Raw genomic sequence first — 23,424 nt, 5'->3', positions numbered from 1 at the left:
TGTGTCGCCTCACCTTTTACCTTTTATTCACATACCCAGCTGTGAGCCCTCGCTGGCTTTACCTTTTACCTCTTACCTCTTACCTGATTCTAGTGTGCATCGAGCCAGTTATCCCCTACCCCTAAGTCTGCCACAAGGGGAACTGCAAGGTTAAAAGCGCTCTCCATTGCTTCTTTAATGAGAGGTTTAACGATATTGAGCTCTGTTTTAGGTACGTCGAACACTAACTCATCGTGCACCTGCAAGAGCATACGGGTTTGAAGTTGTTGGCGAATCAACTCGTGCTGTATGCGTATCATCGCAATTTTGATGATATCCGCAGCCGAGCCCTGTATCGGGGCATTCACAGCGTTGCGCTCAGCTGCTCCGCGCACTACTTGGTTACGAGAGTGAATATCGGGTAGATAGCGACGCCTTCCTAATACGGTCTCTACATAGCCGTGTTCTTGAGCAAATTGTATTTGCTTACTGATATAGTTTCGCAGATTGGGATACGTAGCGTAATAAGTATCTATCAATTCCTTACTCTCTGAACGACTCAAATTGGTTTGAGCCGAGAGCCCAAATGCCGATACACCATAGATAATCCCGAAGTTCACTGTCTTGGCGTGACTACGCTGTTCGCGAGTTACCTCTTCCAAAGGCACGTGAAACACTTTGGCAGCTGTGGAACGGTGAATATCCTCATTGCGGAGGAATGAGTCAATCATATTGTGTTCTTCGCTCAGGGCAGCGATGATGCGAAGCTCTATTTGCGAATAGTCGGCAGAGAGAAGCACATAATCAGGATTGCGTGCGATGAACGCCTTGCGCACCTGCTGACCGCGAGGAGTGCGGATAGGAATATTCTGCAAGTTAGGATTGTTACTGCTCAATCTACCCGTCGCAGCTACCGTTTGCATATAGGTAGTGTGTACACGACCGGTGAGTTTGTTCACCTCCAAAGGCAAGGCATCTACATAAGTAGATTTCAGCTTCTGTACTTGTCGCCATTCAAGTATATCGGCTACTATCTTATGCTTAGAAGCAAAGGGAGCTAATACTTCTTCGGAAGTGGCATACTGACCTGTTTTTGTCTTCTTAGGTTTACTGTCAATTTTCAGTTTTTCAAAAAGAATATCTCCTAGCTGTTTCGGCGATGCCAAATTGAAGCTCTCTCCTGCCTGCTCGGCTATAGTGGCTTCGAGTTGTGCAATATCAGCATCTAAGGTCTTAGCGTATTCTTTTAAGAAGGGTACATCGAGGTTCACTCCTTCGCGTTCCATAGCAGCTAACACTTTTATCAAAGGCGCTTCCAAATCAGTATAGATTTTCTCGGCGTTCACTTTGGGCATTTCTTCCTTAAATACGTTTTTGAGTTGCCACGTAACATCAGCATCTTCCACGGCGTATTCCTTCACTTGGTCGAGTGGAACGGTACGCATAGAGCGTTGTGCCTTACCTTTACCTATCAAACTCTCAATAGCAATAGGGGTATAGTTCAAATAGGTTTCACTGAGGATATCCATATTATGGCGCATATCTGGATTCAGCAAATAGTGGGCTACCATCGTATCGAAGAGTGCGCCTCGCACCTCAATGTTGTAGTTTTGCAATACTTTAAGGTCGTATTTCAAATTCTGACCTACCTTACCAATACGCTCATTTTCAAAGAACGGACGGAAAGTTTCAAGCAGTTTTGTTGCTTCTGCTTTATCAGTAGGGAAAGGTACGTAATAACCTTTGTGAGCCGACCAGCAGAAGGAAATCCCTACCAATTCGGCTTCCAGGGCGTTCACACTGGTCGTTTCGGTATCAAAACACACTTCGGTTTGTTGCAATAAATTCTGCAAGAGCAGTTGTTGCGCCATTGGGGTATCGGCTAATTGGTAGAAGTGAGGTGTTTTAGCGCTGTTCTTCTTCTCGCTCATTACCTGCGGTTGGGCAAATAGGTCGCCTTGCGTAAAGAGACTTAACTGTCCCTCTGTGGGCTTATTCCCTGTAAGTGGCGGGGGTGTTGTTGCCATCTGGGGCTGATACGTTCTGAGAAAGTTTTGCAATAACTGACGAAATTCTAACTCTTCAAATATCCTCCCTACCGCTTCAAAATCGGGTTCGGACATCGCAAAGTCTTCTTCATCAAATGTTACAGGCACGTCCAGCATAATGGTAGCCAACTGTTTAGAGAGGATTCCTTTTTCCTTGTTGCTCTCTATATTCTCGCGTAGTTTGCCTTTCAGCTGGTCAGTATGGGCGAGAAGGTTTTCCATAGAGCCAAAGTCGGCAAGTAGCTTTTTAGCGGTCTTCTCGCCTACTCCCGGGAGTCCAGGTATATTGTCTACCGCATCACCCATCATTCCGAGGAAGTCTATTACCTGCAAAGGATTTTGTACCTCAAATTTCTCTTGTACTTCTTTTACGCCCCAAATCTCCACATCGTTACCTCCGCGCGAAGGTCGGTATATAAAGATATTATCACTCACAAGTTGTGCATAGTCCTTATCGGGTGTTACCATATACACTTGGTAGTTCTGCTTTTCAGCTTGTTTAGAGAGTGTCCCGATGATATCGTCAGCCTCATAACCCTCTTTTTCGATGATAGGAATATGCAAGGCTTTCAAGATTTCGTGAATATACGGGATTGCTAACCGAATGGCTTCGGGCGTTTCCTCCCGATTGGCTTTATAGTCGGCAAAGAGTTCCGTGCGCTCCACACTTCCTCCCTTGTCGAAAGCCACAGCAAGGTGGTCGGGCTTTTCTTTTTTAATTACTTCTAAAAGAGAGTTCATAAAGCCCAAAATAGCCGACGTGTTCAACCCTTTGGAGTTGATACGCGGGTTCTTGATAAAAGCGTAATAACCCCTAAAAATAAGGGCATAAGCATCGAGTAGGAAAAGCCGTTTTTTCATTCATTAAATAATTTATCCTCCATTAAGCCAAAAACATCAAGCATACTCCCTCTTAAATTCGCTAATTCCCTCTTCGAAGGGTGTTTTTAGTTCTTTTTATCTTCACTCAATATAGGTAAAAAGGGGGTTACTCTTTTGGCTGAAAGAGATACATATTTTTGCGCAAAGGTAGTAAAATAATTGTAATTTCCCATTTTATTTGTACTTTTGTCCCGAATATAAATTAACCTTTAATAATTAATCATTCACCATTATGAAAGTATCTGTTGAACTTACTTTTAGCCCGTTGCAAGACGATTACGAGCGTCCTATCATTCACTTTATTAAGAAACTGCGCGCCTCTGGGCTCATCGTACAAGAAAACCCTCTCAGTACCCAAGTCTATGGCGAATATACCCAAGTGATGAATGTTCTCACCACCGAGATAGAAGAAGCCCTCGACTTAGTAGAACGCGGACTGATGTACGTGAAAATCGTAAAGTCCGACCGCCACGAGTATAAACCTTTCTTCTAAGTAAAGCCAACGAGCAAGCGTAACTGAGTATCTGATATGGAAGCGTTTTTCAATTGGTTTTTTAGTCAGTATCAAGGAGTCCCTACCCATTTAGTGGTTTTAGAAATTATAGGTGTGTTCTTTGGGTTCCTCAGTGTTTGGCTGGCTAAAAAAGGAAATATATGGGTATACCCTACGGGTATCATCAGCACGGTGTTATTTGTATACCTGCTATGGCACTACGTGCTGTGGGGCGATATGCTTATCAATGCCTATTATACAGCGATGAGTATCTACGGATGGATACTATGGGCAAAGAACGCCCAAGACAATGTGATTACTATCTCCGCTACCACCCGTCGCGATTGGCAAATCTGTACTCTTTTAGGTGTTTTTAGCTTGGTTTTTGTCACTGCGGTATACTACCTGAAACCTTACATCAAAAACAACTTTTCTATGCAGGGAATCTCCTTAGGATTTCACAACTTCCTCCCTACCGAATATGTCGATGTCTTTACCACCTCCATTTTCTTGATAGGAATGTGGCTAATGGCAAAACGCAAAGTAGAAAACTGGGTCTTTTGGATTCTCGGCGACCTCATTTCAGTACCCCTCTACCTCAAAAAAGGAATGTTATTCACCTCCTTTCAGTACTTTTTATTCACCATTATTGCCATTATGGGCTATAGAGAATGGAAACAACACTTGCGCAACGAGACAGCCCGATAAAGCGTATCGCCTTTGTAGGCCCTGAGTGCACCGGCAAAACCACTCTTAGTCGTACTCTTGCCCAGCAGTTCCAAACCGTATGGGCTGAGGAGTATATGCGCACTTACCTGCAACACAAGTGGGACACTCAGCATCTCACCTGCACGTGGGACGACCTCCTTCCTATCGCTCACGGACAAGTTTCTCTCGAAAACAAACGTATCCAGCAAGCCAATGAATATTTGTTCTGCGACACCTGTCTGCTCGAACTAATGGTCTATTCTTACCTTTACTATGGCAAATGCAACCCACAAATAGAGTGCGCAGCCCTCACACATCATTATCACACCCTTTTTCTCACTTATGTAGATGTCCCTTGGCAACCCGATGACCTCCGCGATAAACCCCACGAGCGCGAGAGCGTATTTGCTTTTTTTGAGCAACATCTGAACGCTCACGGCATACAACACCATATCCTAAAAGGCTCCTTAGAGGAACGCATCGCCCAATGCACCAAAATGCTAACCGCATAACATCTTCTCACAAGCCCCCTCTATCCGACCCCCTTCCTACGAGTCCTCCCCACCAAACAACTATTTTTGTCCCTACATTCCTCTTTTTTCCCTATTACTACATTCCCCATTTAAAGCGAGTTATAGAGATGTTTGTTATCACTATACTTTGGCAAAGTTTAAAACTTTGCCAAAGTTAATATAGCTCTCTTTGTCTTTGGTTCTCCCTTTTTGAGCCTCTCCGACCCCCCCGATAGCTTCCCTTTGGTTGCCACATTTCTCCTTTGAAGATGTTTTTCCCTTATTGCCTATGCCCTAAGCCCTCACACTTTCCCATTTACTAATTTTCTAATTTGCCAATTCTCTAATTATCCCTTCTTCTTTCCGTCGCTATATCCCCCCCTCTCCTTGGGAGAGGGACGGGGTGAGGATTCTCTTTTCTTTCGCCTCGAAACCCCGTTTTTACCATTTTTTGTATCGCTGTATTATACTATTATTCAATTATTTACACACCCTTTCTATACCAATCGTCCAAGATTCGTATAAGCTTCCTATAAGCTCTCTATAAGCTAACCCCACCCTCCTTATAGTCTTTTTTCGTCAAAACCCCTCCCTCCCTTCTTCCGAACTTCTCCGTTTCCTTCCGAATCCTCCTAACAGACCCCAACACATCGCTTTTTCATCTCAAACTTTGGCAAAGTTAATAGCCCGTCGTGCTACGACTGCCTGTGTGGCTCGCTCCTTTGCCAAAGTTGAATAAACTGACAATATTTCCGCTGGTTTACAAGGCGTAGCCTTGATTTTGTTTAAAATTTGTTTAATTTCTGAGGCACAGCCTCATTTCTCTAATACAACCTCACACTCCATTTTCTCATTTCCTCATTCTCTCATTTTCTAATTTGCTAATTTTCTAATTTTTCCTCGCCCGTGTAGCTCGCATCTTTCGCATTTCCAGTATTATTAATTTTTGTCAATTAAAAAATATTTCGTACCTTTGTACTATCTTTTAAACAGTAACACACTATGAAAAAAGAACAACTCAAACAAATGAAAGATGGCAAGGGCTTTATCGCAGCCCTCGACCAAAGTGGCGGTAGTACCCCAAAAGCCCTTAAACTTTACGGTGTGAATGAAGACCAATATAGCAATGAAGACCAAATGTTTGACCTCATTCACCAAATGCGTACCCGCATCATCAAAAGCCCCGCTTTTAACAGCCATAAAATTATCGGTGCTATCCTTTTCGAACAGACAATGGATAGAAAAATCGACGGTAAATATACCGCCGATTATCTCTGGGAAGAAAAACATATAGTTCCCTTCCTAAAAGTCGATAAAGGCTTAGAAAGCTTAGACGCCGATGGCGTTCAACTGATGAAACCTATTGGCGGTCTTACAGAACTCTTAGAGCGTGCCAATGAGCGTCATATCTTCGGCACCAAAATGCGCTCAGTCATTAAAAAAGCCTCTCCTGACGGTATTGCACGAGTGGTAAAACAGCAGTTTGAGATAGCCAAACAAATCGTAAAAGCAGGACTCGTGCCTATTATAGAGCCCGAAGTAGATATCAATATCCCCGATAAATCACCTGCCGAAGCTATCTTGCGCGACGAGATAAGAAAACACCTCGATGCCCTCCCCGATACTTTCAATGTGATGCTCAAACTCTCTTTGCCAACTATTAACAATCTCTACAAAGAGTTCACCAAGCACCCTCGTGTAGTGCGTGTAGTCGCCCTTTCAGGAGGTTACCCAAGAGAGAAAGCCAATGATATCCTTGCCGAAAATAAAGGCGTAATCGCCAGTTTCTCAAGAGCACTTACCGAAGGACTCTCAGCTCAGCAAACCGATGCTCAGTTCAACGATACTTTAACTCACACTATCGAAGGTATTTACGAAGCTTCAATTAAGTAATCTAAAGAAAACAGACTGCTTCAAAAAGATTTTCTGGGGCAGTCTGTTTTTTTGTTATTTCTTTATTATTCAAAAATATTTTATATCTTTGCCACATCTTAACTAAAGAATAGCAATCTATGAAAGAAGAATTAGAACAAAGTTTAGTAGCTCTCGCTACCGAAATTATTGCTAAACAAGGGAAACTTAACCTCATAGAACTCAATAGACAGGCTCATAAATTAGCTGAAAAAATCACTATATTGAGTTTCGTTGATAAATATTATCAAGACTTAGGTGCTAATGAAAACCGAAAAAACTCAATGATGAAAAAAGTATCTAATTTCATTGATGAAAATCAAGAAAAAGATATTTTCGACATCAACGTAGAAGCTACCGAAGTGCACCCTATTGCTCCTAAAGGACAAACAAAAGAAAAAACTTCGTTTGTAGCAATGGAACCAAAACCCGTTCAAAAACAAACTACAAAAATAGCGCAACCCCAAGTAGAAGTACATCAGCCCGAACCTGAATGGGCAGTACCTGTGGAACAACCCAAAAGAGTAGAAACATCTCAAATAGATTTTGCTATCGAGCAACCTCAGCAAGTAACACAGCCCGAACAGTTTATTGAGCAACCTCAGTACACCGATGAACAACGTATCTTAAAGCAATCCCCTTCCTTAGAAGAATATATCTCTCAGTCTAAGAACACAGTATTCGATAGAAAAGAAACTGATGAGAATATAAAACCCGTACAATCTCTTAACGATAAGTTAGGTAAAAATGCTCAAATAGGTTTGAATGATAAATTGGCTTTTGTACAAAAACTCTTCCTTGGTAGTGAAAGCGAATATAACAAAGTTGTAAAACATATCGGAGAACTCAATACAATGCAAGATGCTGTTTTATACTTAGAACAAGAAATAAAACCTACTTACAACTATTGGAAAGACAAAGAGGAATACGAAGAACGCTTCCTTTCTCTCCTCCTCAAACGCTTTGAAGTGTAATGAGCAAACTCTATCTCATTCCTACCCCCATAGGCAATCTCGAAGATATAACCTTGCGAGCACTCCGTTTGCTCAAAGAGGTTGATATCATCTTAGCCGAAGATACGCGCACCAGTAGTAAGCTTCTCAAACACTACGATATCCATACCCCTATGCAAAGTTACCACCTGTTCAACGAGCACAAAGTGGTAGACGGTTGGGTACAGCGCATCAAAGGGGGTACTACCGTAGCACTCATCACCGATGCAGGAACACCTGCCATTTCCGATCCCGGCTTCTTGCTTACACGTGCTTGCCTTACTGAGGGAGTAGATGTAGAATGCTTACCAGGAGCTACAGCCTTTGTGCCTGCCTTGGTAAACAGTGGTCTGCCTAACGACCGTTTTACCTTCGAAGGTTTCCTCCCCGATAAAAAAGGACGACAAACGCGCCTCTCTCGGCTCACAACTGAAACCAAAACGATGATTTTCTACATCTCCCCGCATAAATTGCTCAAAACCCTCACTGACTTTATCACCACTTTCGGTACCGACCGTCCTGCGAGTCTCTCACGTGAGCTCACTAAGCTACACGAAGAGACCCAACGTGGCACCCTCCAACAACTTTTAGACTATTATAAAGATAAGAATATTAAAGGAGAAATAGTTCTTATTGTTTCTGGGAAAAGTGAAAAATAAACAGTCGCTTTTGCGTCACACATTCCCCCTAAGTTGAAAAATACAACAAAAATGATTATCCTTCACATAGAAACTTCAGGACTCAATTGCTCGGTAGCCCTATCAAAAGACAATCATATTATAGCTGAAAAATCTGAGAATGCAGGCAAGTTTACCCATTCTGAAAACTTACATCTCTTCATTGAAGACGTAATGCAACAAGCCTCCTTGTCCCTTTCTGCGGTTGATGCTATAGCCGTAAGTGCTGGTGCAGGCTCTTATACAGGTTTGCGCATTGGTATTGCTACTGCCAAGGGTCTTTGCTTTGCTTTGGAGAAACCCTTAATTGCTATTCCTACCTTGCAAATCCTCGCTCACCAAGCTCAGGGTAATTGCATTATCCCTATGCTCGATGCACGCCGTATGGAGGTGTATAGCGCCGTGTTTAATAGTGCTTATCAGTTTGTGAGTCCTACTGAAGCTAAAATCCTCGATGAGCATAGTTATCAAGAAGAACTAAATAGGGGTAAAGTAACTTTTTTAGGTGATGGTAGTACGAAGTTTGCTACTATCTGTAAGCATCCTAATGCTGTATTTATACCCAATGCCTTCCCTGAGGCAAAAGATATGCTTCCGTTTGCTATAGAAAAATATACAAAACAAGACTTTGAAGATATTGCTTATTTTGAACCTCAGTATTTAAAATAGAAGTAAAAGTTAATGCCCTACAATTAGAATTTCATCATCGGTTAGAAGCTCTTCGTTGCGGAAACGTAGTAGTATTTGGGCTACTGTAATAGTATCTTTTTCACAATAAGTAGCAATGCGGTCTACATCACCTTCATTGTAGAACACATCACGCACTTCGCTACCATTAATATCGTCTTTAGGCGAAGGAATGCCCAAAATATGAGCCAAGAGCTTCAGCGAAGTGAAGTGTTTATAATCACCAAATTTCCATAGTTCAAGAGTATCGAGATGCGGAATTTCCCAAGGTTTCTTGCCAAAGAGTTGTAGTTTTTGAGGAATAGGAATACCATTGATAATCATACGTCGCGAAAGGTAAGGAAAGTCAAACTCTTTGCCGTTATGAGCACAAAACAATTTATTAGCGCGTGAAAAGTGTTCTTCTACCAAACGCACAAAATCTTTTAACAATACTTCTTCCTCTCCCACAAACGAGGTAACCCTAAAAGTGCGTTGCTGATGCCGAAAAGAAAAGTAGCCTACTGATATACATACAATCTTCCCAAACTCCGCCCAAATACCTGCACGGTCGTAAAATTCTTCAGCAGTAAACTCATCTTTCCGCTGATAACGTGTCTTTTCCTCCCACAGTTCTTGTTCTAAAGCCGAAAGCTCAGCGTGTTGTTCATAGAGTGGTACCGTTTCTATGTCTAAGAAGAGAATATCTTCAAGATTAATCTTGTTAAGCATTTTTACTGAAATTCAACTATTAATTTAAAGTCTCATTACTCTACTACCCTCTAACACCTAAAACTTTATATGCCTCATCTATATAGTCATAAATGTCTTGAGTAAACTTACTGCCTTCCGGAGAAGTATCGGCAGTGCGATGTCCTAAACGCACAATGATGACTTTATCAGTAGGATTTACAATTACGTATTGTCCCAAATGTCCGCGCATCATAAAGAAATGGGTATCTTTATAGTCTAATAACCACCAACCATAGCCGTATTCTGGACTCTCGGCAAAGCGCGGTTGTACAGAAGTCGCCACAAAGGTAGAGTCTAATAGCTGTTTGCCATTCCATTTACCATTATCTCGATAGAGTTTCCCGAGGCGGGCAAAATCACGTGCATTCGAAGCAATACAACAATACGCTTTTTCGAGTCCGCTTTCTTTACTGTCCAATTGCCAAAGAGCATCGCTCTCACAACCCATAGGTTGCCATAAGCTCTCGGTGAGATACTGAGTAAGGGTCTTCTTTGTAGCTTTCTCCAATACCATTCCCAAAAGAAAAGTATTTCCACTGAGGTATTTATAGGCTTTCCCAGGAGGAGAAACAATCCTCAGTTGGAGCATCTTTTCTCTAAAATGTTTATCAAAATAAGCACGAGTCGTAATAGAAAACGGATTGTAATACGCCTCGTCCCAGTCAAGCCCTGATGCCATAGACGAGAGGTCGCCTACCGTAAGCTGGGCTCCGAAGCCTTTTTTGTACTCAGGGAAGAAATCGCTTACTTTTTGGTCGAGACTCTTGATATAACCATCAGCAATAGCCCTACCCAAGAGCGCCGACACATAGCTCTTTGCCATAGAAAACGAATTACTCTTGCTCTCAGTATTATAGCCTTCAAAATACTGTTCGTGCCATATACTATCTCCTTTGATGATAAGAAAAGCTACCGTTCCGTATTTCTTGTGAGCATTTTGTAACTCGGGGGTTTCGGGTATTTTGTTGTAATCCGCTGAAAGTGGCCAAGGCTGAGGAGTAGGACTTTTAGCAATTGTACGATTGTCAAAATAGGTATAATCATCAAGGAAAGTAGTAGTATGCCCCGTGCCGTAGACCACCACTACTGCTTTGAGAATATAACCATAGCCTGCCACGTAAAGGGTACCAATGAGTAATAGCAGTACAACAACGAAATTAATGAGAAACTTTTTCATATTTATTTTTTAATAGGGTTTATTTATGCTTATTCTTCATCAGGCAACAATATAGTTTCGCCATTCTCGGTTTCGTACATTACCCCGAGGCGTTTACCTTTTTTCTGAGTGGTAGAAGCATCCGGGGTTGCACCTTCTACAGTTTTATATTTAGTGATTTTCTGCCCTTCACGACGAAGGATTTCCATATCATCACCTTTCTTCTTTACAATGGTAAAATCTTCACCCGAAAAGAAATCAGCCATATTCAGGTTCATCACCATCGATACCATTAAGGCAACGGCAAAGACCATTGCTACGTCAAAGAGGTTTACCACTACACTTAGCGGGTCGGCATCATCGTCTTTGAGTCGGGATATGCGTCGGTTTGTTTTCATTGTCTTGCGGGTTGAGTTAATACTCTACTTACGTACTCAAGGTTGTTGATTTCTTTGCTATACCAGCGTTGTTTGAACTGCAAAGTTACCAACCCTACTAAACTAATCACTAAGCCTACAACGGTGGTGGCAAATACCACTTGCATATTACTTGCCATCTTAGAAATGTCTCCGGTGGAGAGCCCCGTAAGCGCCGGACTCATAGCGATAAGTGTACCGATGAGCCCTAAAACGGGACCTACTTTTGCCAATAGCTTAGAGGTGGCTATGTCTTTTTCGCCTTCATTCTCGAAGTTGGAAATCATATAGTCGTAATATGCCTCGTCGGGTATATGGCTAAGAATATCACGCAAGTATTGAGTGTAAAGAGCGTTATCGCGTGCGGGCAATAGGGCTTTAAGTTGTTCTGCGCTTTCGGGTGTGAGCGTCTTGATGGCTTCATTCAGTTGTTTGTCGTTTTTGTATTTAGTGATGAAGCGGTTGTAGAAACTGCCTACCAATAATAAAGCGCGCACAAAAAGTACCAAGAGTACGATAATGTCGGGTATCAGCACACTATCCGATACCAAGAATAGAATTTTAGAAATCTCACTCATAAAGTTAATGTCTTAATTTAGTAATTTGTCAATATTTGCCTCTACTCATTAACTAACTGACAAATCAGCTAACTTGGTAATTGTTTGTTCGTATCCATATTCGAAGGCTTGATCGAGCTTTTTAGTATCGAGTACGCCTACATTGCTGAGGTTATGTAGTAGTAAGTAGTCACATTTTTTAAACTTGCGGTTATAATTGCCATCCATAGTGATGTTGTAAATGCGTTGCATAAACTGGAACGAGTTGCTGAGCTCCTTCTCGGTAATCGTTTCTAGCGGATTCACAAAGCTCCCTATAATTCTATCGCATCGGTCTTTGAGGGGTTCTATGGGGAAGTTGTTCAGCAATCCCCCGTCGCAATATAAACTGTCTCCTATTCTCACCGGTGAGAAGTAAGGCGGTAATGCCGACGACGCAATGAGGGGCTGAATGAGCTCTCCTTTGCTAAAATACTGTACTTTACCATTCAGCAGATTGGTAGTTGTTACCACTAAGGGCAATCGCAAGTCTTCAAAAGTCGGACATTGGAATTGTTTCTTAAAGAACTTAGTATATTTAGCACTATCTACTAATCCCACTTTTTTAAAAGTGAGCATCGACCATTTGAACACAGGTGTTTCTTTAAAAAAATGCACCATATCCTCGGGCTTTACCCCACAAGCGTAGAGTGCCCCAATAAGCGCTCCACCACTGGTACCCGAAATAATTGAGGGTTGCAAGCCTTTTTCTTCCAAAGCCTTCAACAATCCAGCGTGTGCCAAAGCGCGCACCCCGCCACCTGAAAATACTAAACCTAACTTCATAAGTTCCTCACCCCCTCCGTTCTCCCCCTCCCCAAAAGGGAGGGAGGAGGAAATCCGTAAAAGGGAATTTATTCTTTATATTGTTTGTTACTTTTATAATTTTACTTCCTCTCACTTTTTAGCTTGCCCCTCTCCTCGGGAGAGGGAAATGGGGAGAGGATTATCTAATTAAAATAAATGCCAGCATTGCACTCACGTAGGCAATTCCCGTCATAAATATCCATTGGATAGCTGTCCATTTCCAGCTGTTGGTCTCTTTTCGTACTACGGCAACAGTGCTAAGACACTGCATTGCAAAAGCGTAATAGAGCAAGAGCGAAATACCGGTGCCGAGTGTGTATACAGGCGTACCATCAGGACGTACTTCAGCGCGCATTTTTGCCAAGATAGTACGTTCGCCCTCTTCACCTTCGGTATCCAAATCTTTTCCTAAACTATAAACCGTTGATAGGGTACTAATGAACACCTCTCGCGCTGCAAACGAGGCTACTACCCCTATACTGATTTTCCAATCGTAGCCCAGCGGACGAAATACCGGCTCTATTCCTTTGCCTATGTAACCCAAAAACGAGTATTCAAGACTTTGGGCTTCTATGTAATGTGCTTTCTGCTCGGCAGTCCACTGGTGAACTTGTGCTTTCTGCTCGGCGGTAGCCTCTATGCTGTTGTACTTTTCTCCTACTCCGTGAGACCCTAAGAACCACAAAAGTATCGAAATTGCTAAAATGAACTTCCCGGCTCCTACTACAAAGCCTTTGGTCTTCTCATATACAGTGAGGCATACATTGCGCAAAAGCGGAATTTTATAATCGGGAATTTCGGCGATAAAGAAACTGTTGTTCTTGTGCATCTTCAGTACTTTGTCTAAGATGAAAGCCGAGAGCAAAGCTACTGCAAAGCCCAAAAAGTACATCGCAAAGAACGTCCACGCTTTATAGCTAATCCAGCAAAAATCACCGTCTGGAATTACCAAGTTAATGATGATGAGATATACAGGCAAACGCGCTGAACAGGTCATAAACGGAGTAACAAGTATGGTGATTAGGCGTTCTTTCCAATTCTCAATATTACGGGCAATCATCACGGCAGGTACGGCACAAGCTGCTCCCGAAATCAGAGGAACAACACTCTTACCACTGAGCCCAAAACGACGCATTACATTGTCCATCAAGAACACCACCCTACTCATATAGCCACTTTCTTCCAATAGGGCAATCAAGGTGAAGAGTACAGCTATTTGGGGAATAAACACCGTAATACCTGCGATTCCTGGTAGGATACCCTCTATTAGTAATTCGCTAAGTGCACCAGCAGGTAGTTTAGTAGCAAGCCATTCCCCAAAAACATTGAAACCGTTTTCTATCCAATCCATTGGATAGCTCGACCAAGTAAATACTGCTTGGAAGATAAGTAAGAGTATCGCAGCAAACACCACATAGCCAAAGAAGGGGTGTATGAGGAAGCGGTCGAGATGTGCTCGAAGCGTCTGTGCTTTGCGCTGGTCTACCGTATATGTTTCTTTCAGTATTTTGTTGATAAACTGATAGCGAAGTATCGTTTCTTTTTGCTGTTTGCGCCGTTGCTCACTTTCTGACGTGCCAAAAGTCATCGCCTCTAAGCGAGAGATATCTACGTAAGGAGTGAGCGACAGTTGTTGATAATTTACAATCGCTTCTTTCAGCTCCGTAAGCCCTTCGCCTTTGCGAGTGCTGGTGAGGACAACTTTCGTCTGCAAAGCTTGCGCTAATTTTTCCACCTCAATACTGATACCCTTTTTGCGCATCTGGTCTACCATATTGATAACAAGTATCGTAGGCAACCCAAGATCTTTTACTTGGGTAAAGAGCAAGAGATTTTGCTTGAGGTTACTCACCTCACACACCACTACCACCACATCAGGGTAATGAGGCTCAGAGTTATGTGTAAGCACATTTACAGCCACGTGCTCGTCTTCCGAGCTTGGATTGAGACTATAGACACCCGGCAAGTCTATGATTTCGGCTTGCTGGGTATCGGAAAGCTTGCAGTATCCTATTTTTTTTTCGACAGTAATACCAGGGTAGTTGCCTACCTTTTGGTTCAAGCCCGTCAATGCATTGAAGAGCGAACTTTTACCGGTATTAGGGTTGCCCACAAGGGCGATTTTTAAATTTGCCAATTTGTTAATTTGCTAATTAAATTGCTTGTGCGGCTTGCACCTAATTTGCTAATTGAATATTCTCTGCCATATCCTTTCTAATCGAAAGATATGCCTCATTCATACGGATATAGATAGGGTCGCCAAAAGTAGCTTTTTGGAGTACCTCTATTTCACTGCCCGCATAACAACCTAAATCAATGAGTTTTTGAGGTATTTTAGTAATATCAAAGTCTTGTATAATCCCTTTTTCGCCCTTCTTTAGCTCGGCAACAGTACAAGCACGGTTGCGCACTTCTTCCATAACGATTATTATTTAGAATGATTTTGAGTGCAAAGGTAGTAAATAATTTTAATTCTACAATACCATAACTGCCGATAACAACTGTAATATCTATAAAACAAAAGCCTAAACACCGCATTACGCTAAATGTTTAGGCTCTAAGTTAATCTTCCCTTCTCGATTCCTTTATTTTGTAATCGCCTGTATGGCTCTCTGCCGCCTGTCGTACTACGACCTCACACCAATTACCTTCCCATATATATCAGCAATATACTGATATCCGCTGGCGATACCCCACTGATGCGTGAGGCTTGCGAAAGGGTAACAGGGCGTATCTTTTTCAGCTTCTCGCGCCCTTCAAACGAGAGCGATACTATCTTGTCGTAATCGAAGTTGTCGGGAATGCGCACACTCTCCAAGCGGTTGAGTTTATCAGCATTATTGCGCTCTTTTTCTATATAGCCGGCGTATTTCACCTCCACTTCTGCGCAGGTTTTTTCTTCTTCGGTAAGTTCATTCTTCTTTATATATTCGGCAATACGGTCTATAGCCTCAAAGTCAGCAAGAGTTACATCGGGGCGAGAAAGTACCTTTTGGAGCTTGTCACCTTGTTTCATTGGTGATGACTCGTATTTTTCGAGTATAGGGTTTACCTCTTCGGGGGTAACGCTCAATTCCTTTATATAAGTGATAAATTCACTCACCTTGCGTTCTTTGGTTTCCCACGCTCGATAGCGCGCTTCACTTACAGTACCTATTTCATACCCTAACGGAGTCAATCGTCTGTCAGCATTATCCTGTCGCAAGAGGGTGCGGTATTCAGCACGTGAGGTAAACATACGATAAGGCTCTTCGGTGCCTTTGGTAATGAGGTCATCAATCAAAACTCCTATATAAGCCTCGTCGCGTTTCAGTACAAAAGGAGCTCGCTCGCGTATTTTCAGCACCGCATTCACGCCTGCCATTAGTCCTTGTGCAGCGGCTTCTTCATAGCCCGTAGTTCCGTTGATTTGCCCCGCGAAGTATAAGTTTTCTATAAGTTTCGTTTCAAGCGTATGTTTCAGCTGGGTAGGCGGAAAATAGTCGTACTCTATCGCATACCCTGGACGGAAAAACTTCACCTTCTCAAAACCTGCTACCTGACTCAGGGCAGCATATTGCACTTCTTCGGGCAAAGAAGTCGAAAAGCCATTCACGTACATCTCTACGGTATGCCAGCCTTCGGGCTCTACAAACAGCTGATGATGGTCTTTGTCGGCAAAACGATTGATTTTATCTTCTATCGAAGGACAATAGCGCGGTCCTACCCCGTGAATAATGCCCTGAAACATAGGCGAACGGTCGAAGCCTGTGCGCAATATATTATGTACGCGCTCGCTGGTGTACGTCATATAGCAGTCTTTTTGCACTGCGAGCGGCTGTGTTTCAGCAGAGAAAGAAAACTTTTGTGGATGCTCATCGCCCGGTTGAGGAATCATCTTACTGAAATCAAGCGAACGTGCATCTACACGTGGAGGCGTACCTGTTTTCATACGTCCCGCCTCAAAACCGTGTTGTACGAGGCACTCGGTGATGCCGTATGCTGCGGGTTCACCTGCACGCCCTCCGCCAAACTGTTTCATTCCTATGTGCATCACTCCGTTCAAGAAAGTACCATTGGTGAGCACTACACTCTTCGCTTTGATAGTAATCCCCAACGAAGTGCGTACTCCTACTACTTTGTCTTTCTCAATCAGAAGGTCGTTTACCATTCCTTGTAAGAAATCAAGTGTAGGCAGACTTTCCAACTGCAATCGCCACGCTTCCGAAAAACGCATACGGTCAGATTGTGCACGCGGACTCCACATAGCAGGACCCTTCGATTGGTTGAGCATCTTAAATTGAATGGCGGTTTTATCAGTGATAATCCCCATATAGCCCCCCAAGGCATCTATTTCGCGTACTATCTGCCCTTTGGCAATACCTCCTACAGCAGGGTTACAGCTCATTTGGGCGATATGTTGTAAGTTCATAGTAATCAGTAGTGTGCTGGCTCCCATATTGGCAGCCGCAGCGGCAGCTTCAGCACCTGCGTGTCCCCCGCCCACTACTATCACATCATATTCAGTTGTAAACATTTGTCTAATTTGCAAATGTGCTAATCTGCTAATTTGCTAATTTTTCTTTAGAAGTTTATACAGTTCTTTGATACTCTTTTCGAAGCGTTTGATGAGTTTAGGATTAGTTACTTTACTGCGTAACTGAGGCTGTTCATACCAAGCGGTATCAGCTCCTGCCCTACTATGACTCAGTTCCAATTGGTTGTCTATATTTACAATAAAATAATAATCGGAAGGAAAATAAGAGTCTTTTTCATCAAAGAACACAATAGATTTCGGTAGATAAAAATCTCCATATTCATAGGTAGTGTGAGGTTTTTCAGTATTCCACACTACAGCATACTTAAAACCTTTGGTGTTGTTCCAGAAAGCCCACGACGATGTTTTCTGAGGAAGCTCAAAAATCTGCAAGGCATCTTCGGGAATGAAAGCACTGAGTTGTATGATTTTATTGAATAAATCAACGGTAATCACCTCGTTCTTTAATGGGTGACCGTGTAGTTTCCTCTCTCTGTAATAGATTCTTGGCATAACAATTCAAACTCTTTTAAGTGTGCAAAGGTACAAAATAAAATCATAACTAAAAAATGATACGCAAAAAATAACATTTTTTCTCTTTCTAAATATCATTTTACAACCGTCTCACATACACCTCTTATCCCTATTGCCTATGGCCTAAGGCCTATTGCCCTTTCCCTTTCTTTCGCCTCGAAACCTCTTTTTTAACATTTTTAGCCTTGTTATATCACAGTATGAATCAGCTACTTACACACCCTTTCTATACCAATCGTCCAAGATTCGTATAAGCTTCCTATAAGCTCTCTATAAGCTAAGCACACCTCTCCAATAGCCTTTTCTCTCCCAAAAACCTCCCAACACACTTTTTATATTTTTCGTTTTCCTCCGATAACTCAAACCAGTCCGATTTGCCCGACAAGTCAGACCTATTAAAAAACCTTTTTTATCACTACTCTTTTGCTAATTTCCTCATTTCCTCATTTTCTAATTTTCTATGCCCGTCGTGCTACGACTGCCCGTGCGGTTCGCACCTAATTTACTAATTACTCGAACTCACATTAGCCTAAAAACACTTTAATTTCAATAAAAGAATAATATTTCAAAATGTTAAATAAAGTTAAATTTCACAGAAAGTTATAATCTAAGAAATAGCTTTTAAAAGTGAATCACAAACTTCTATTTATTTGAAAATAAGCATTTTGTAAAATGATATGTGAAAAACTGAAAAAAACGCAATGTTTTTGGCGATTCTCTGAAAACATTGCAAAGAATTCAGCAAAATGATGAAAAAAATAGGGTATTTTCAGGAAATGCACTTGTTTTATTCAAAAAATAACATTAGAAAATTATACACATTTGGTTATTTAGCACAGAAAAAATTACCCACAAAATTTGCTTTTATAATATTTTTTTTCTGAACCTTTGCAAAATTAATTGAACGAAATAATATAATAGCGATGAAAGAAAAATTGATGTATGCACTGTTATGTACTGTGCTGTTCTTTGGTGTTGCCTTTGCCCAAGAACGCACCGTAACAGGGGTAGTAAAAGATGAAGCAGGCACTCCACTACCCGGTGCCTCAGTACTGGTAAAAGGTACTTCTCACGGGGTCGCCACCGATTTCGACGGTAAATACTCTATTAAAGTACCTAATGACAGCGCCGTATTAGTCTTTTCTCAACTGGGGAGCGCCTCAGTAGAGAAAGTAGTAGGTACTGCCAAAGTGATTAACGTTGTCCTTAAAGAGAACGTAACTGAACTTAAAGGAGTAGTCGTTACTGGTTACCAAGAGTTTGACCGTTCTAAATTTACGGGTAATGCCCAAACCCTCAAAGCCGACAATATCAAAATGGACGGCGTAGTCGATGTAGGTCGTATGATCGAAGGTCGTGCCGCAGGGGTAAACGTGCAGAACATCTCTGGTACTTTTGGTGCTTCACCTAAAATTACCATTCGCGGGGGCTCATCTATCTTCGGCGATACCAAACCGCTATGGGTGGTCGATGGTGCCGTACAAGAAGAAGTAGTAAATCTCAGCTTCGAGCAACTCGCTTCGGGTGATGCTTCTACCCTGGTAAGCTCCGCTATCTCTGGTATCAATGCCAACGATATCGAGAGCATCGAAATCCTCAAAGATGCCTCAGCCCTTTCTCTTTACGGAGCACGCGCCCTGAACGGTGCCGTGATTATCACTACCAAAAGTGGTAAGAAAAACGTAAAAACACAGATAAACTACCAATTAGAAGAGTCCGTGCGTATGATTCCTAACTATAATCAGTACGACATTATGAACTCTCAAGAAACAATGGACGTATATCAAGAGTTGGAACGCAAAGGCTACTTTTCGCTTTCTTCTTATACTCAAGCGCGTTACGGTGGGGCTTATAATATAATGTATCGTGCTATCGATACCTTTAATCCCGCTACAGGTACTTTCTTACTCGAAAATACCGAAGCAGCACGTACTGAATTTCTAAAAAAATACGAATACGCCAATACCGATTGGTTTAAAACGCTCTTTCGCCCATCGCTCACTCAAAACCATACGGTGAGTCTTTCAGGTGGGGGTGAAAATGCAACGGTGTATGGTTCAGTAGGTTTCTTTGTAGACCCCGGTTGGACAATTGCTGACCGTGTACACCGCGTAACCGGTAACCTCAAAACCACCTATACCCTTTCACCCAGCGTAAAGATAGGGGTGCTTACACAAGGCTCTATCCGTACCCAAAGAGCTCCCGGTACTTACAACCGTTCAGCTAATACCGTAAGTGGTGGGTACGACCGTGATTTCGATATCAACCCGTTTAGCTATGCGCTCAACACCACACGCGCCTTGCGCCCTTATGGCGATGATGGACAATATGAGTATTACAGCTATAACTATGCTCCTATGAACATCCTCAACGAGCTCGCTAATAACTATATGGATTTGAACGTGCTTGAGTATAAAATTCAAGGTGACTTAGAAGTAAAACTCGCCAAAGGCTTGAAGTATAATTTCCTCGGCTCTGTACGCCACGTAAAGAGTTCTAACGAACACTCTATGAGAGAAAACTCTAACGTAGTAGGAGCTTATCGCGCCAATCGCACTACCGTGATTGCCAAAGCCAATCCTTTCTTGTTCAAAGACCCTGAAAACCCTGATATGATTCCTCAGGTAGCATTGCCCAACGGAGGTATTTATAAACTTACCGAAAACAACTTGCAAAGTTATTACTTTCGTAATGCCTTAGAGTACAAACGCTTGTTTAAAGACGTACACGACCTAAAAGTATTCTTTGGGCAAGAGTATCGCCATACCGACCGCGATAACTCTTTCTTCAACGGATATGGTTATCAGTTTGCACGCGGAGGAACTGCCTTTACCGATTATCGCGTGATTCAAAAAGCAATACAGGATAACTCTCCTTACTTTGGTAAATCTTTCACCAAAGAACGTGGTATTGCCTTTTTCTTGCAAGGCACTTATACCTATGATAATCGGTACGTATTTGCAGGTACTGCCAATTACGAAGGCTCTAACCAATTGGGTAGAAGTCGTAGCTCTCGCTGGTTACCTACTTGGAATGTCAGTGGTCGTTGGAACGCTTCCAACGAGAAATTCCTCGAAGATAATAGCACCATCTCAAACCTCGCTTTCCGCCTTAGCTACGGACTTATAGCTGGTTTAGGCTCTGCGAGCAACGCCTTAGCTATCTTTAAAAATGAGGTAGCTAACCGTTATAACCTAAATGATAGAGAAAACACTATCTATATAGAAGCGCTTCAAAACTCCGAGCTTACTTGGGAAAAAGTATACGAAGCTAACATAGGTATAGAACTTGGTTTGTTCAAAAACCGCGTTAACTTATCATTAGACCTTTACCAAAAGAACTCTAAAGACTTGATTGACTATGTACGTACCTCAGGTGTTGGAGGACAACTTGTGAAATTAGCAAACAATGCTTCTATGGTGACTAAAGGTATAGAGCTTGCTTTGGATACCAAAAATATCAAAACCGTCGATTTCAGTTGGAATACCGGTATCAATTTTGCCTATTTTAACCAAGAAATTACAAGTCTTACCTATCGCCCTAATGTGTACAACTTAGTACGTGAAGTAGGAGGAAATGTAGTAGGAGGCGCTCGTAATACCTTGTATTCTTATGATTTCAAAGGATTAAACGATAAAGGTCTTCCTGTGTTTAACTTGCTCGACGGTAGCACCGACTATAATAAAATAGATTTCCAAAGTATGGATAATATCTTGTCTTATCTCAAAAAGGAAGGTCCTGTAGAACCTAATATTACTGCGGGGCTTTCCAATACTTTCAAATATAAAAACTGGGAATTCAGTTGCTTGATTACCATAGCAGCAGGTAACAAGATACGCAAACCTGACCAATATGATGTCGATTACAACGACCTAAGTGTATTTCCTAAAGAAATGAAAAACCGTTGGATACACCCAGGCAACGAATATACTACCAATATTCCTGGTATTGCCGATAAGAGAACTGTTAACGAGATAGGTAGAAGTACCCTACGCCGTGTGTACAACGCCTACAACTATTCTACCCAGCGAGTAGTAGATGGCTCTTTTATTCGTATGAAAAGTATGAGTCTTTCTTATACTTTTGCCAAAGACGTATTGGATGCTTTGCACATAAACAACCTTACCTTGCGCTTACAAGCTACCAATCCGTTCTTGATATATGCACATAAAGACCTCAATGGGCAAGACCCTGAGTTCTTCCGTACAGGAGGAGTAGCTTACCCTGTAAATGCTCAATATACATTTACTATCAACCTTGGAATCTAAAAACAAGTAGCAATGAAAAAGAATATATATACACCCATAATAGCCCTTATTTTAGGCTTATCACTTACCGCTTGCGATAAATTCTTAGATGAAGTACCCGATGCGCGTACTGAACTCGACTCGCCCGAAAAAGTACAAGAGCTCTTGGCAACAGCCTACCCCAATGCTTTGTATGCAGATTTCTGTGAAACAATGAGCGATAATGCTGGCGACAAAGTGAACCTCACCGAGTCCTCCATTTTCAACACTCAAATGTACTCTTGGGAGACTAACAACGAATATAGCTCTTGGGATACACCACCTCATTATTTCTATGCTGCTTATGCAGCAGTTGCTAATGCCAACTATGCCTTGGAAGCAGTAGAAAAACTCGGAGGAGGTAGTGAGCTCAACTATCTCAAAGGCGAAGCACTCGTAGCCCGTGCTTATGCACACTTTATGTTGGGGCTCTTCTGGTGCAAGCCCTATAACCCCGCTACTGTCACTTCCGATTTAGGGTTGCCCTATGCTACCAAAGCCGAAAGAAAAGTTTTTGAGATATACAAACGCATCCCTTTAAAGGATTATTACGATGCGATTGAAAAAGACTTGACAGAAGGCATATCTCTTATCGATAATAGCAAGTATACTAAACCTAAATTCCACTTTACCAAAGAAGCGGCTCACGCTTTTGCCTCACGCTTCTATTTGATAAAAGGTGATTGGGATAAGGTAATAGCACACGCCAATGAAGCTCTTGGTAGTGCCCCTGCTAATAAGCTACGTGATGTGAAAGGACAACGCACACGCACTTATGCACAACAACAACTCTTGTACGCTAGCTCCGATGAACCCGCTAATGCTCTGATTGTAGGTGCTTCTTCAAAATATGAAAGAAATTTTGCTTTCAACAAGTACGGTTTGACCTTGCAGAAATCTGAAGAAGTATTAGGTGACAACAAACACCCTTTAAATGCCTTCCGTGCTACTTGGGCTTTTGCTATCTTTGGACGTGATGACTATCGCAATATCCCTAAATATCAAGAGTATTTCAAATACACCAATGTATCAGCAGGTAATGGTTACGTCTATGATATGGCAGTGCTCATCTCTTACGACGAGGTATTCTTAAACCGTTTGGAAGCCTACCTAATGAAAGGTGAAAAAGCGAAGTTCCTCACTGATTTGGTAGTCTTCCTAAAAAAGAAAACTATGCAAGACATCCCCGATTCCTTTGTGTTAAGTGAAGAGGATATGAATACCATTTATCAAAACAAAGGTACTGAGTTCGACCCCGCCTATATACTTTCTACCCAACAACGAGAATGGTTACAAGCAGTAGCCGATGTGAGAAGAGCTACCTTTGTGTTTGAAGGTTTGCGCTGGATAGACAACAAACGTCTCGGAATGAAAGTCGTGCACGTGAAAAGAGGTCAAACAATGGAACTTCTTAAAAACGACCCTCGTCGTGAGTTGCAAATTCCTGAAGATGCTGTTTCTAATGGTATCACTGTAAACCCAAGATAATTGC

The 23,424-nt window shown here is 42.1% G+C and carries 19 protein-coding genes; 9 read left to right on the top strand and 10 right to left on the bottom strand.

Features of this window, described 5'->3' with window-relative positions; translation table 11 throughout:
• Positions 1–89: 89 nt before the first annotated feature.
• On the bottom strand, positions 90–2,888 hold the full coding sequence (gene polA, locus HMPREF1528_RS02365) for a DNA polymerase I (protein ID WP_016478487.1): 2,799 nt from the start codon (positions 2,886–2,888) through the stop codon (positions 90–92).
• A 253-nt stretch (positions 2,889–3,141) separates the two neighbouring features.
• On the opposite strand from polA, the gene HMPREF1528_RS02360 reads away from it, so the two are divergent.
• The 7 genes from HMPREF1528_RS02360 (at position 3,142) to tsaB (ending at position 8,871) form a co-directional block, all read left to right on the top strand.
• Complete coding sequence (locus HMPREF1528_RS02360) at positions 3,142–3,402, top strand: thiamine-binding protein (RefSeq protein ID WP_002674885.1); 261 nt, start codon at positions 3,142–3,144, stop codon at positions 3,400–3,402.
• Positions 3,403–3,438: 36 nt separating this feature from the next.
• Positions 3,439–4,110: a nicotinamide riboside transporter PnuC gene (gene pnuC / locus HMPREF1528_RS02355; RefSeq protein ID WP_009410835.1), complete on the top strand. Its 672-nt coding sequence runs from the start codon at positions 3,439–3,441 to the stop codon at positions 4,108–4,110.
• A complete protein-coding gene (locus HMPREF1528_RS02350; RefSeq protein WP_016478486.1) occupies positions 4,074–4,622 on the top strand; it encodes an AAA family ATPase in 549 nt (182 codons plus the stop codon). Before pnuC ends, HMPREF1528_RS02350 begins: the two co-directional genes overlap by 37 nt.
• A 1,002-nt stretch (positions 4,623–5,624) precedes the next feature.
• Positions 5,625–6,515, top strand: a complete 891-nt coding sequence (locus HMPREF1528_RS02345; RefSeq protein WP_016478485.1) for a fructose bisphosphate aldolase — start codon at positions 5,625–5,627, stop codon at positions 6,513–6,515.
• Between the two features lie 119 nt (positions 6,516–6,634).
• Positions 6,635–7,507 (top strand): hypothetical protein, encoded by an 873-nt coding sequence (locus tag HMPREF1528_RS02340; protein ID WP_016478484.1) that lies wholly within the window; start codon positions 6,635–6,637, stop codon positions 7,505–7,507.
• Complete coding sequence (gene rsmI / locus HMPREF1528_RS02335) at positions 7,507–8,184, top strand: 16S rRNA (cytidine(1402)-2'-O)-methyltransferase (protein WP_016478483.1); 678 nt, start codon at positions 7,507–7,509, stop codon at positions 8,182–8,184. Before HMPREF1528_RS02340 ends, rsmI begins: the two co-directional genes overlap by 1 nt.
• A 51-nt stretch (positions 8,185–8,235) precedes the next feature.
• Positions 8,236–8,871 (top strand): tRNA (adenosine(37)-N6)-threonylcarbamoyltransferase complex dimerization subunit type 1 TsaB, encoded by a 636-nt coding sequence (tsaB, locus tag HMPREF1528_RS02330; protein ID WP_016478482.1) that lies wholly within the window; start codon positions 8,236–8,238, stop codon positions 8,869–8,871.
• Between the two features lie 9 nt (positions 8,872–8,880).
• Here the strand turns inward: tsaB and HMPREF1528_RS02325 are convergent, their stop codons facing one another.
• The 9 genes from HMPREF1528_RS02325 to HMPREF1528_RS02285 all read right to left on the bottom strand — a co-directional run bounded on the left by HMPREF1528_RS02325 (position 8,881) and on the right by HMPREF1528_RS02285 (position 17,625).
• Positions 8,881–9,600: a 3'-5' exonuclease gene (locus HMPREF1528_RS02325; protein WP_009421820.1), complete on the bottom strand. Its 720-nt coding sequence runs from the start codon at positions 9,598–9,600 to the stop codon at positions 8,881–8,883.
• A 43-nt stretch (positions 9,601–9,643) separates the two neighbouring features.
• Complete coding sequence (locus HMPREF1528_RS02320; protein ID WP_016478481.1) at positions 9,644–10,798, bottom strand: serine hydrolase domain-containing protein; 1,155 nt, start codon at positions 10,796–10,798, stop codon at positions 9,644–9,646.
• 29 nt (positions 10,799–10,827) lie between these two features.
• Positions 10,828–11,175, bottom strand: coding sequence for a DUF2149 domain-containing protein (locus tag HMPREF1528_RS02315; RefSeq protein WP_002674860.1), 348 nt, complete (start codon positions 11,173–11,175; stop codon positions 10,828–10,830).
• On the bottom strand, positions 11,172–11,771 hold the full coding sequence (locus tag HMPREF1528_RS02310) for a MotA/TolQ/ExbB proton channel family protein (RefSeq protein ID WP_016478480.1): 600 nt from the start codon (positions 11,769–11,771) through the stop codon (positions 11,172–11,174). Before HMPREF1528_RS02310 ends, HMPREF1528_RS02315 begins: the two co-directional genes overlap by 4 nt.
• A gap of 48 nt (positions 11,772–11,819) precedes the next feature.
• Positions 11,820–12,575, bottom strand: coding sequence for a patatin-like phospholipase family protein (locus HMPREF1528_RS02305; RefSeq protein WP_016478479.1), 756 nt, complete (start codon positions 12,573–12,575; stop codon positions 11,820–11,822).
• Between the two features lie 160 nt (positions 12,576–12,735).
• Positions 12,736–14,733, bottom strand: coding sequence for a ferrous iron transport protein B (gene feoB / locus HMPREF1528_RS02300; RefSeq protein WP_198009998.1), 1,998 nt, complete (start codon positions 14,731–14,733; stop codon positions 12,736–12,738).
• 40 nt (positions 14,734–14,773) lie between these two features.
• Entirely contained in the window at positions 14,774–15,016 is a 243-nt protein-coding gene (locus HMPREF1528_RS02295; protein ID WP_016478477.1) for a ferrous iron transport protein A, read from the bottom strand.
• Between the two features lie 224 nt (positions 15,017–15,240).
• Positions 15,241–17,112 carry a tRNA uridine-5-carboxymethylaminomethyl(34) synthesis enzyme MnmG gene (gene mnmG / locus HMPREF1528_RS02290; protein ID WP_016478476.1) on the bottom strand — a complete coding sequence of 624 codons (1,872 nt, stop codon included), beginning with the start codon at positions 17,110–17,112 and terminating at the stop codon, positions 15,241–15,243.
• A gap of 36 nt (positions 17,113–17,148) precedes the next feature.
• Entirely contained in the window at positions 17,149–17,625 is a 477-nt protein-coding gene (locus tag HMPREF1528_RS02285) for a hypothetical protein (RefSeq protein WP_016478475.1), read from the bottom strand.
• A gap of 944 nt (positions 17,626–18,569) precedes the next feature.
• Between HMPREF1528_RS02285 and HMPREF1528_RS02280 the strand changes: the two genes are divergently transcribed.
• Together HMPREF1528_RS02280 and HMPREF1528_RS02275 are read left to right on the top strand one after the other, a co-directional pair.
• Positions 18,570–21,914: a SusC/RagA family TonB-linked outer membrane protein gene (locus HMPREF1528_RS02280; protein WP_016478474.1), complete on the top strand. Its 3,345-nt coding sequence runs from the start codon at positions 18,570–18,572 to the stop codon at positions 21,912–21,914.
• 12 nt (positions 21,915–21,926) lie between these two features.
• Positions 21,927–23,420, top strand: a complete 1,494-nt coding sequence (locus HMPREF1528_RS02275) for a RagB/SusD family nutrient uptake outer membrane protein (RefSeq protein WP_016478473.1) — start codon at positions 21,927–21,929, stop codon at positions 23,418–23,420.
• Positions 23,421–23,424 lie beyond the last annotated feature (4 nt).

This window comes from Capnocytophaga sp. oral taxon 336 str. F0502 (genome assembly GCF_000411575.1).
Classification (GTDB): Bacteria; Bacteroidota; Bacteroidia; order Flavobacteriales; family Flavobacteriaceae; genus Capnocytophaga; species Capnocytophaga ochracea.
The sequence above is the reverse complement of the archived record's forward strand: the minus strand, read 5'-3'. Positions and strand labels throughout refer to the sequence as shown.

What these genes read in the sequence shown, in the direction of transcription:
- rsmI (WP_016478483.1), top strand. Translation starts at nt 7,507, where the DNA reads ATGAGCAAACTCTATCTCATTCCTACCCCCATAGGCAATCTCGAAGAT.
- HMPREF1528_RS02345 (WP_016478485.1), top strand. Translation starts at nt 5,625, where the DNA reads ATGAAAAAAGAACAACTCAAACAAATGAAAGATGGCAAGGGCTTTATC.
- HMPREF1528_RS02295 (WP_016478477.1), bottom strand. Translation starts at nt 15,016, where the DNA reads ATGGAAGAAGTGCGCAACCGTGCTTGTACTGTTGCCGAGCTAAAGAAG.
- HMPREF1528_RS02360 (WP_002674885.1), top strand. Translation starts at nt 3,142, where the DNA reads ATGAAAGTATCTGTTGAACTTACTTTTAGCCCGTTGCAAGACGATTAC.
- HMPREF1528_RS02315 (WP_002674860.1), bottom strand. Translation starts at nt 11,175, where the DNA reads ATGAAAACAAACCGACGCATATCCCGACTCAAAGACGATGATGCCGAC.
- HMPREF1528_RS02310 (WP_016478480.1), bottom strand. Translation starts at nt 11,771, where the DNA reads ATGAGTGAGATTTCTAAAATTCTATTCTTGGTATCGGATAGTGTGCTG.
- pnuC (WP_009410835.1), top strand. Translation starts at nt 3,439, where the DNA reads ATGGAAGCGTTTTTCAATTGGTTTTTTAGTCAGTATCAAGGAGTCCCT.
- HMPREF1528_RS02275 (WP_016478473.1), top strand. Translation starts at nt 21,927, where the DNA reads ATGAAAAAGAATATATATACACCCATAATAGCCCTTATTTTAGGCTTA.
- HMPREF1528_RS02305 (WP_016478479.1), bottom strand. Translation starts at nt 12,575, where the DNA reads ATGAAGTTAGGTTTAGTATTTTCAGGTGGCGGGGTGCGCGCTTTGGCA.
- HMPREF1528_RS02350 (WP_016478486.1), top strand. Translation starts at nt 4,074, where the DNA reads ATGGAAACAACACTTGCGCAACGAGACAGCCCGATAAAGCGTATCGCC.
- HMPREF1528_RS02280 (WP_016478474.1), top strand. Translation starts at nt 18,570, where the DNA reads ATGAAAGAAAAATTGATGTATGCACTGTTATGTACTGTGCTGTTCTTT.
- mnmG (WP_016478476.1), bottom strand. Translation starts at nt 17,112, where the DNA reads ATGTTTACAACTGAATATGATGTGATAGTAGTGGGCGGGGGACACGCA.
- HMPREF1528_RS02340 (WP_016478484.1), top strand. Translation starts at nt 6,635, where the DNA reads ATGAAAGAAGAATTAGAACAAAGTTTAGTAGCTCTCGCTACCGAAATT.
- polA (WP_016478487.1), bottom strand. Translation starts at nt 2,888, where the DNA reads ATGAAAAAACGGCTTTTCCTACTCGATGCTTATGCCCTTATTTTTAGG.
- tsaB (WP_016478482.1), top strand. Translation starts at nt 8,236, where the DNA reads ATGATTATCCTTCACATAGAAACTTCAGGACTCAATTGCTCGGTAGCC.
- HMPREF1528_RS02325 (WP_009421820.1), bottom strand. Translation starts at nt 9,600, where the DNA reads ATGCTTAACAAGATTAATCTTGAAGATATTCTCTTCTTAGACATAGAA.
- HMPREF1528_RS02320 (WP_016478481.1), bottom strand. Translation starts at nt 10,798, where the DNA reads ATGAAAAAGTTTCTCATTAATTTCGTTGTTGTACTGCTATTACTCATT.
- HMPREF1528_RS02285 (WP_016478475.1), bottom strand. Translation starts at nt 17,625, where the DNA reads ATGCCAAGAATCTATTACAGAGAGAGGAAACTACACGGTCACCCATTA.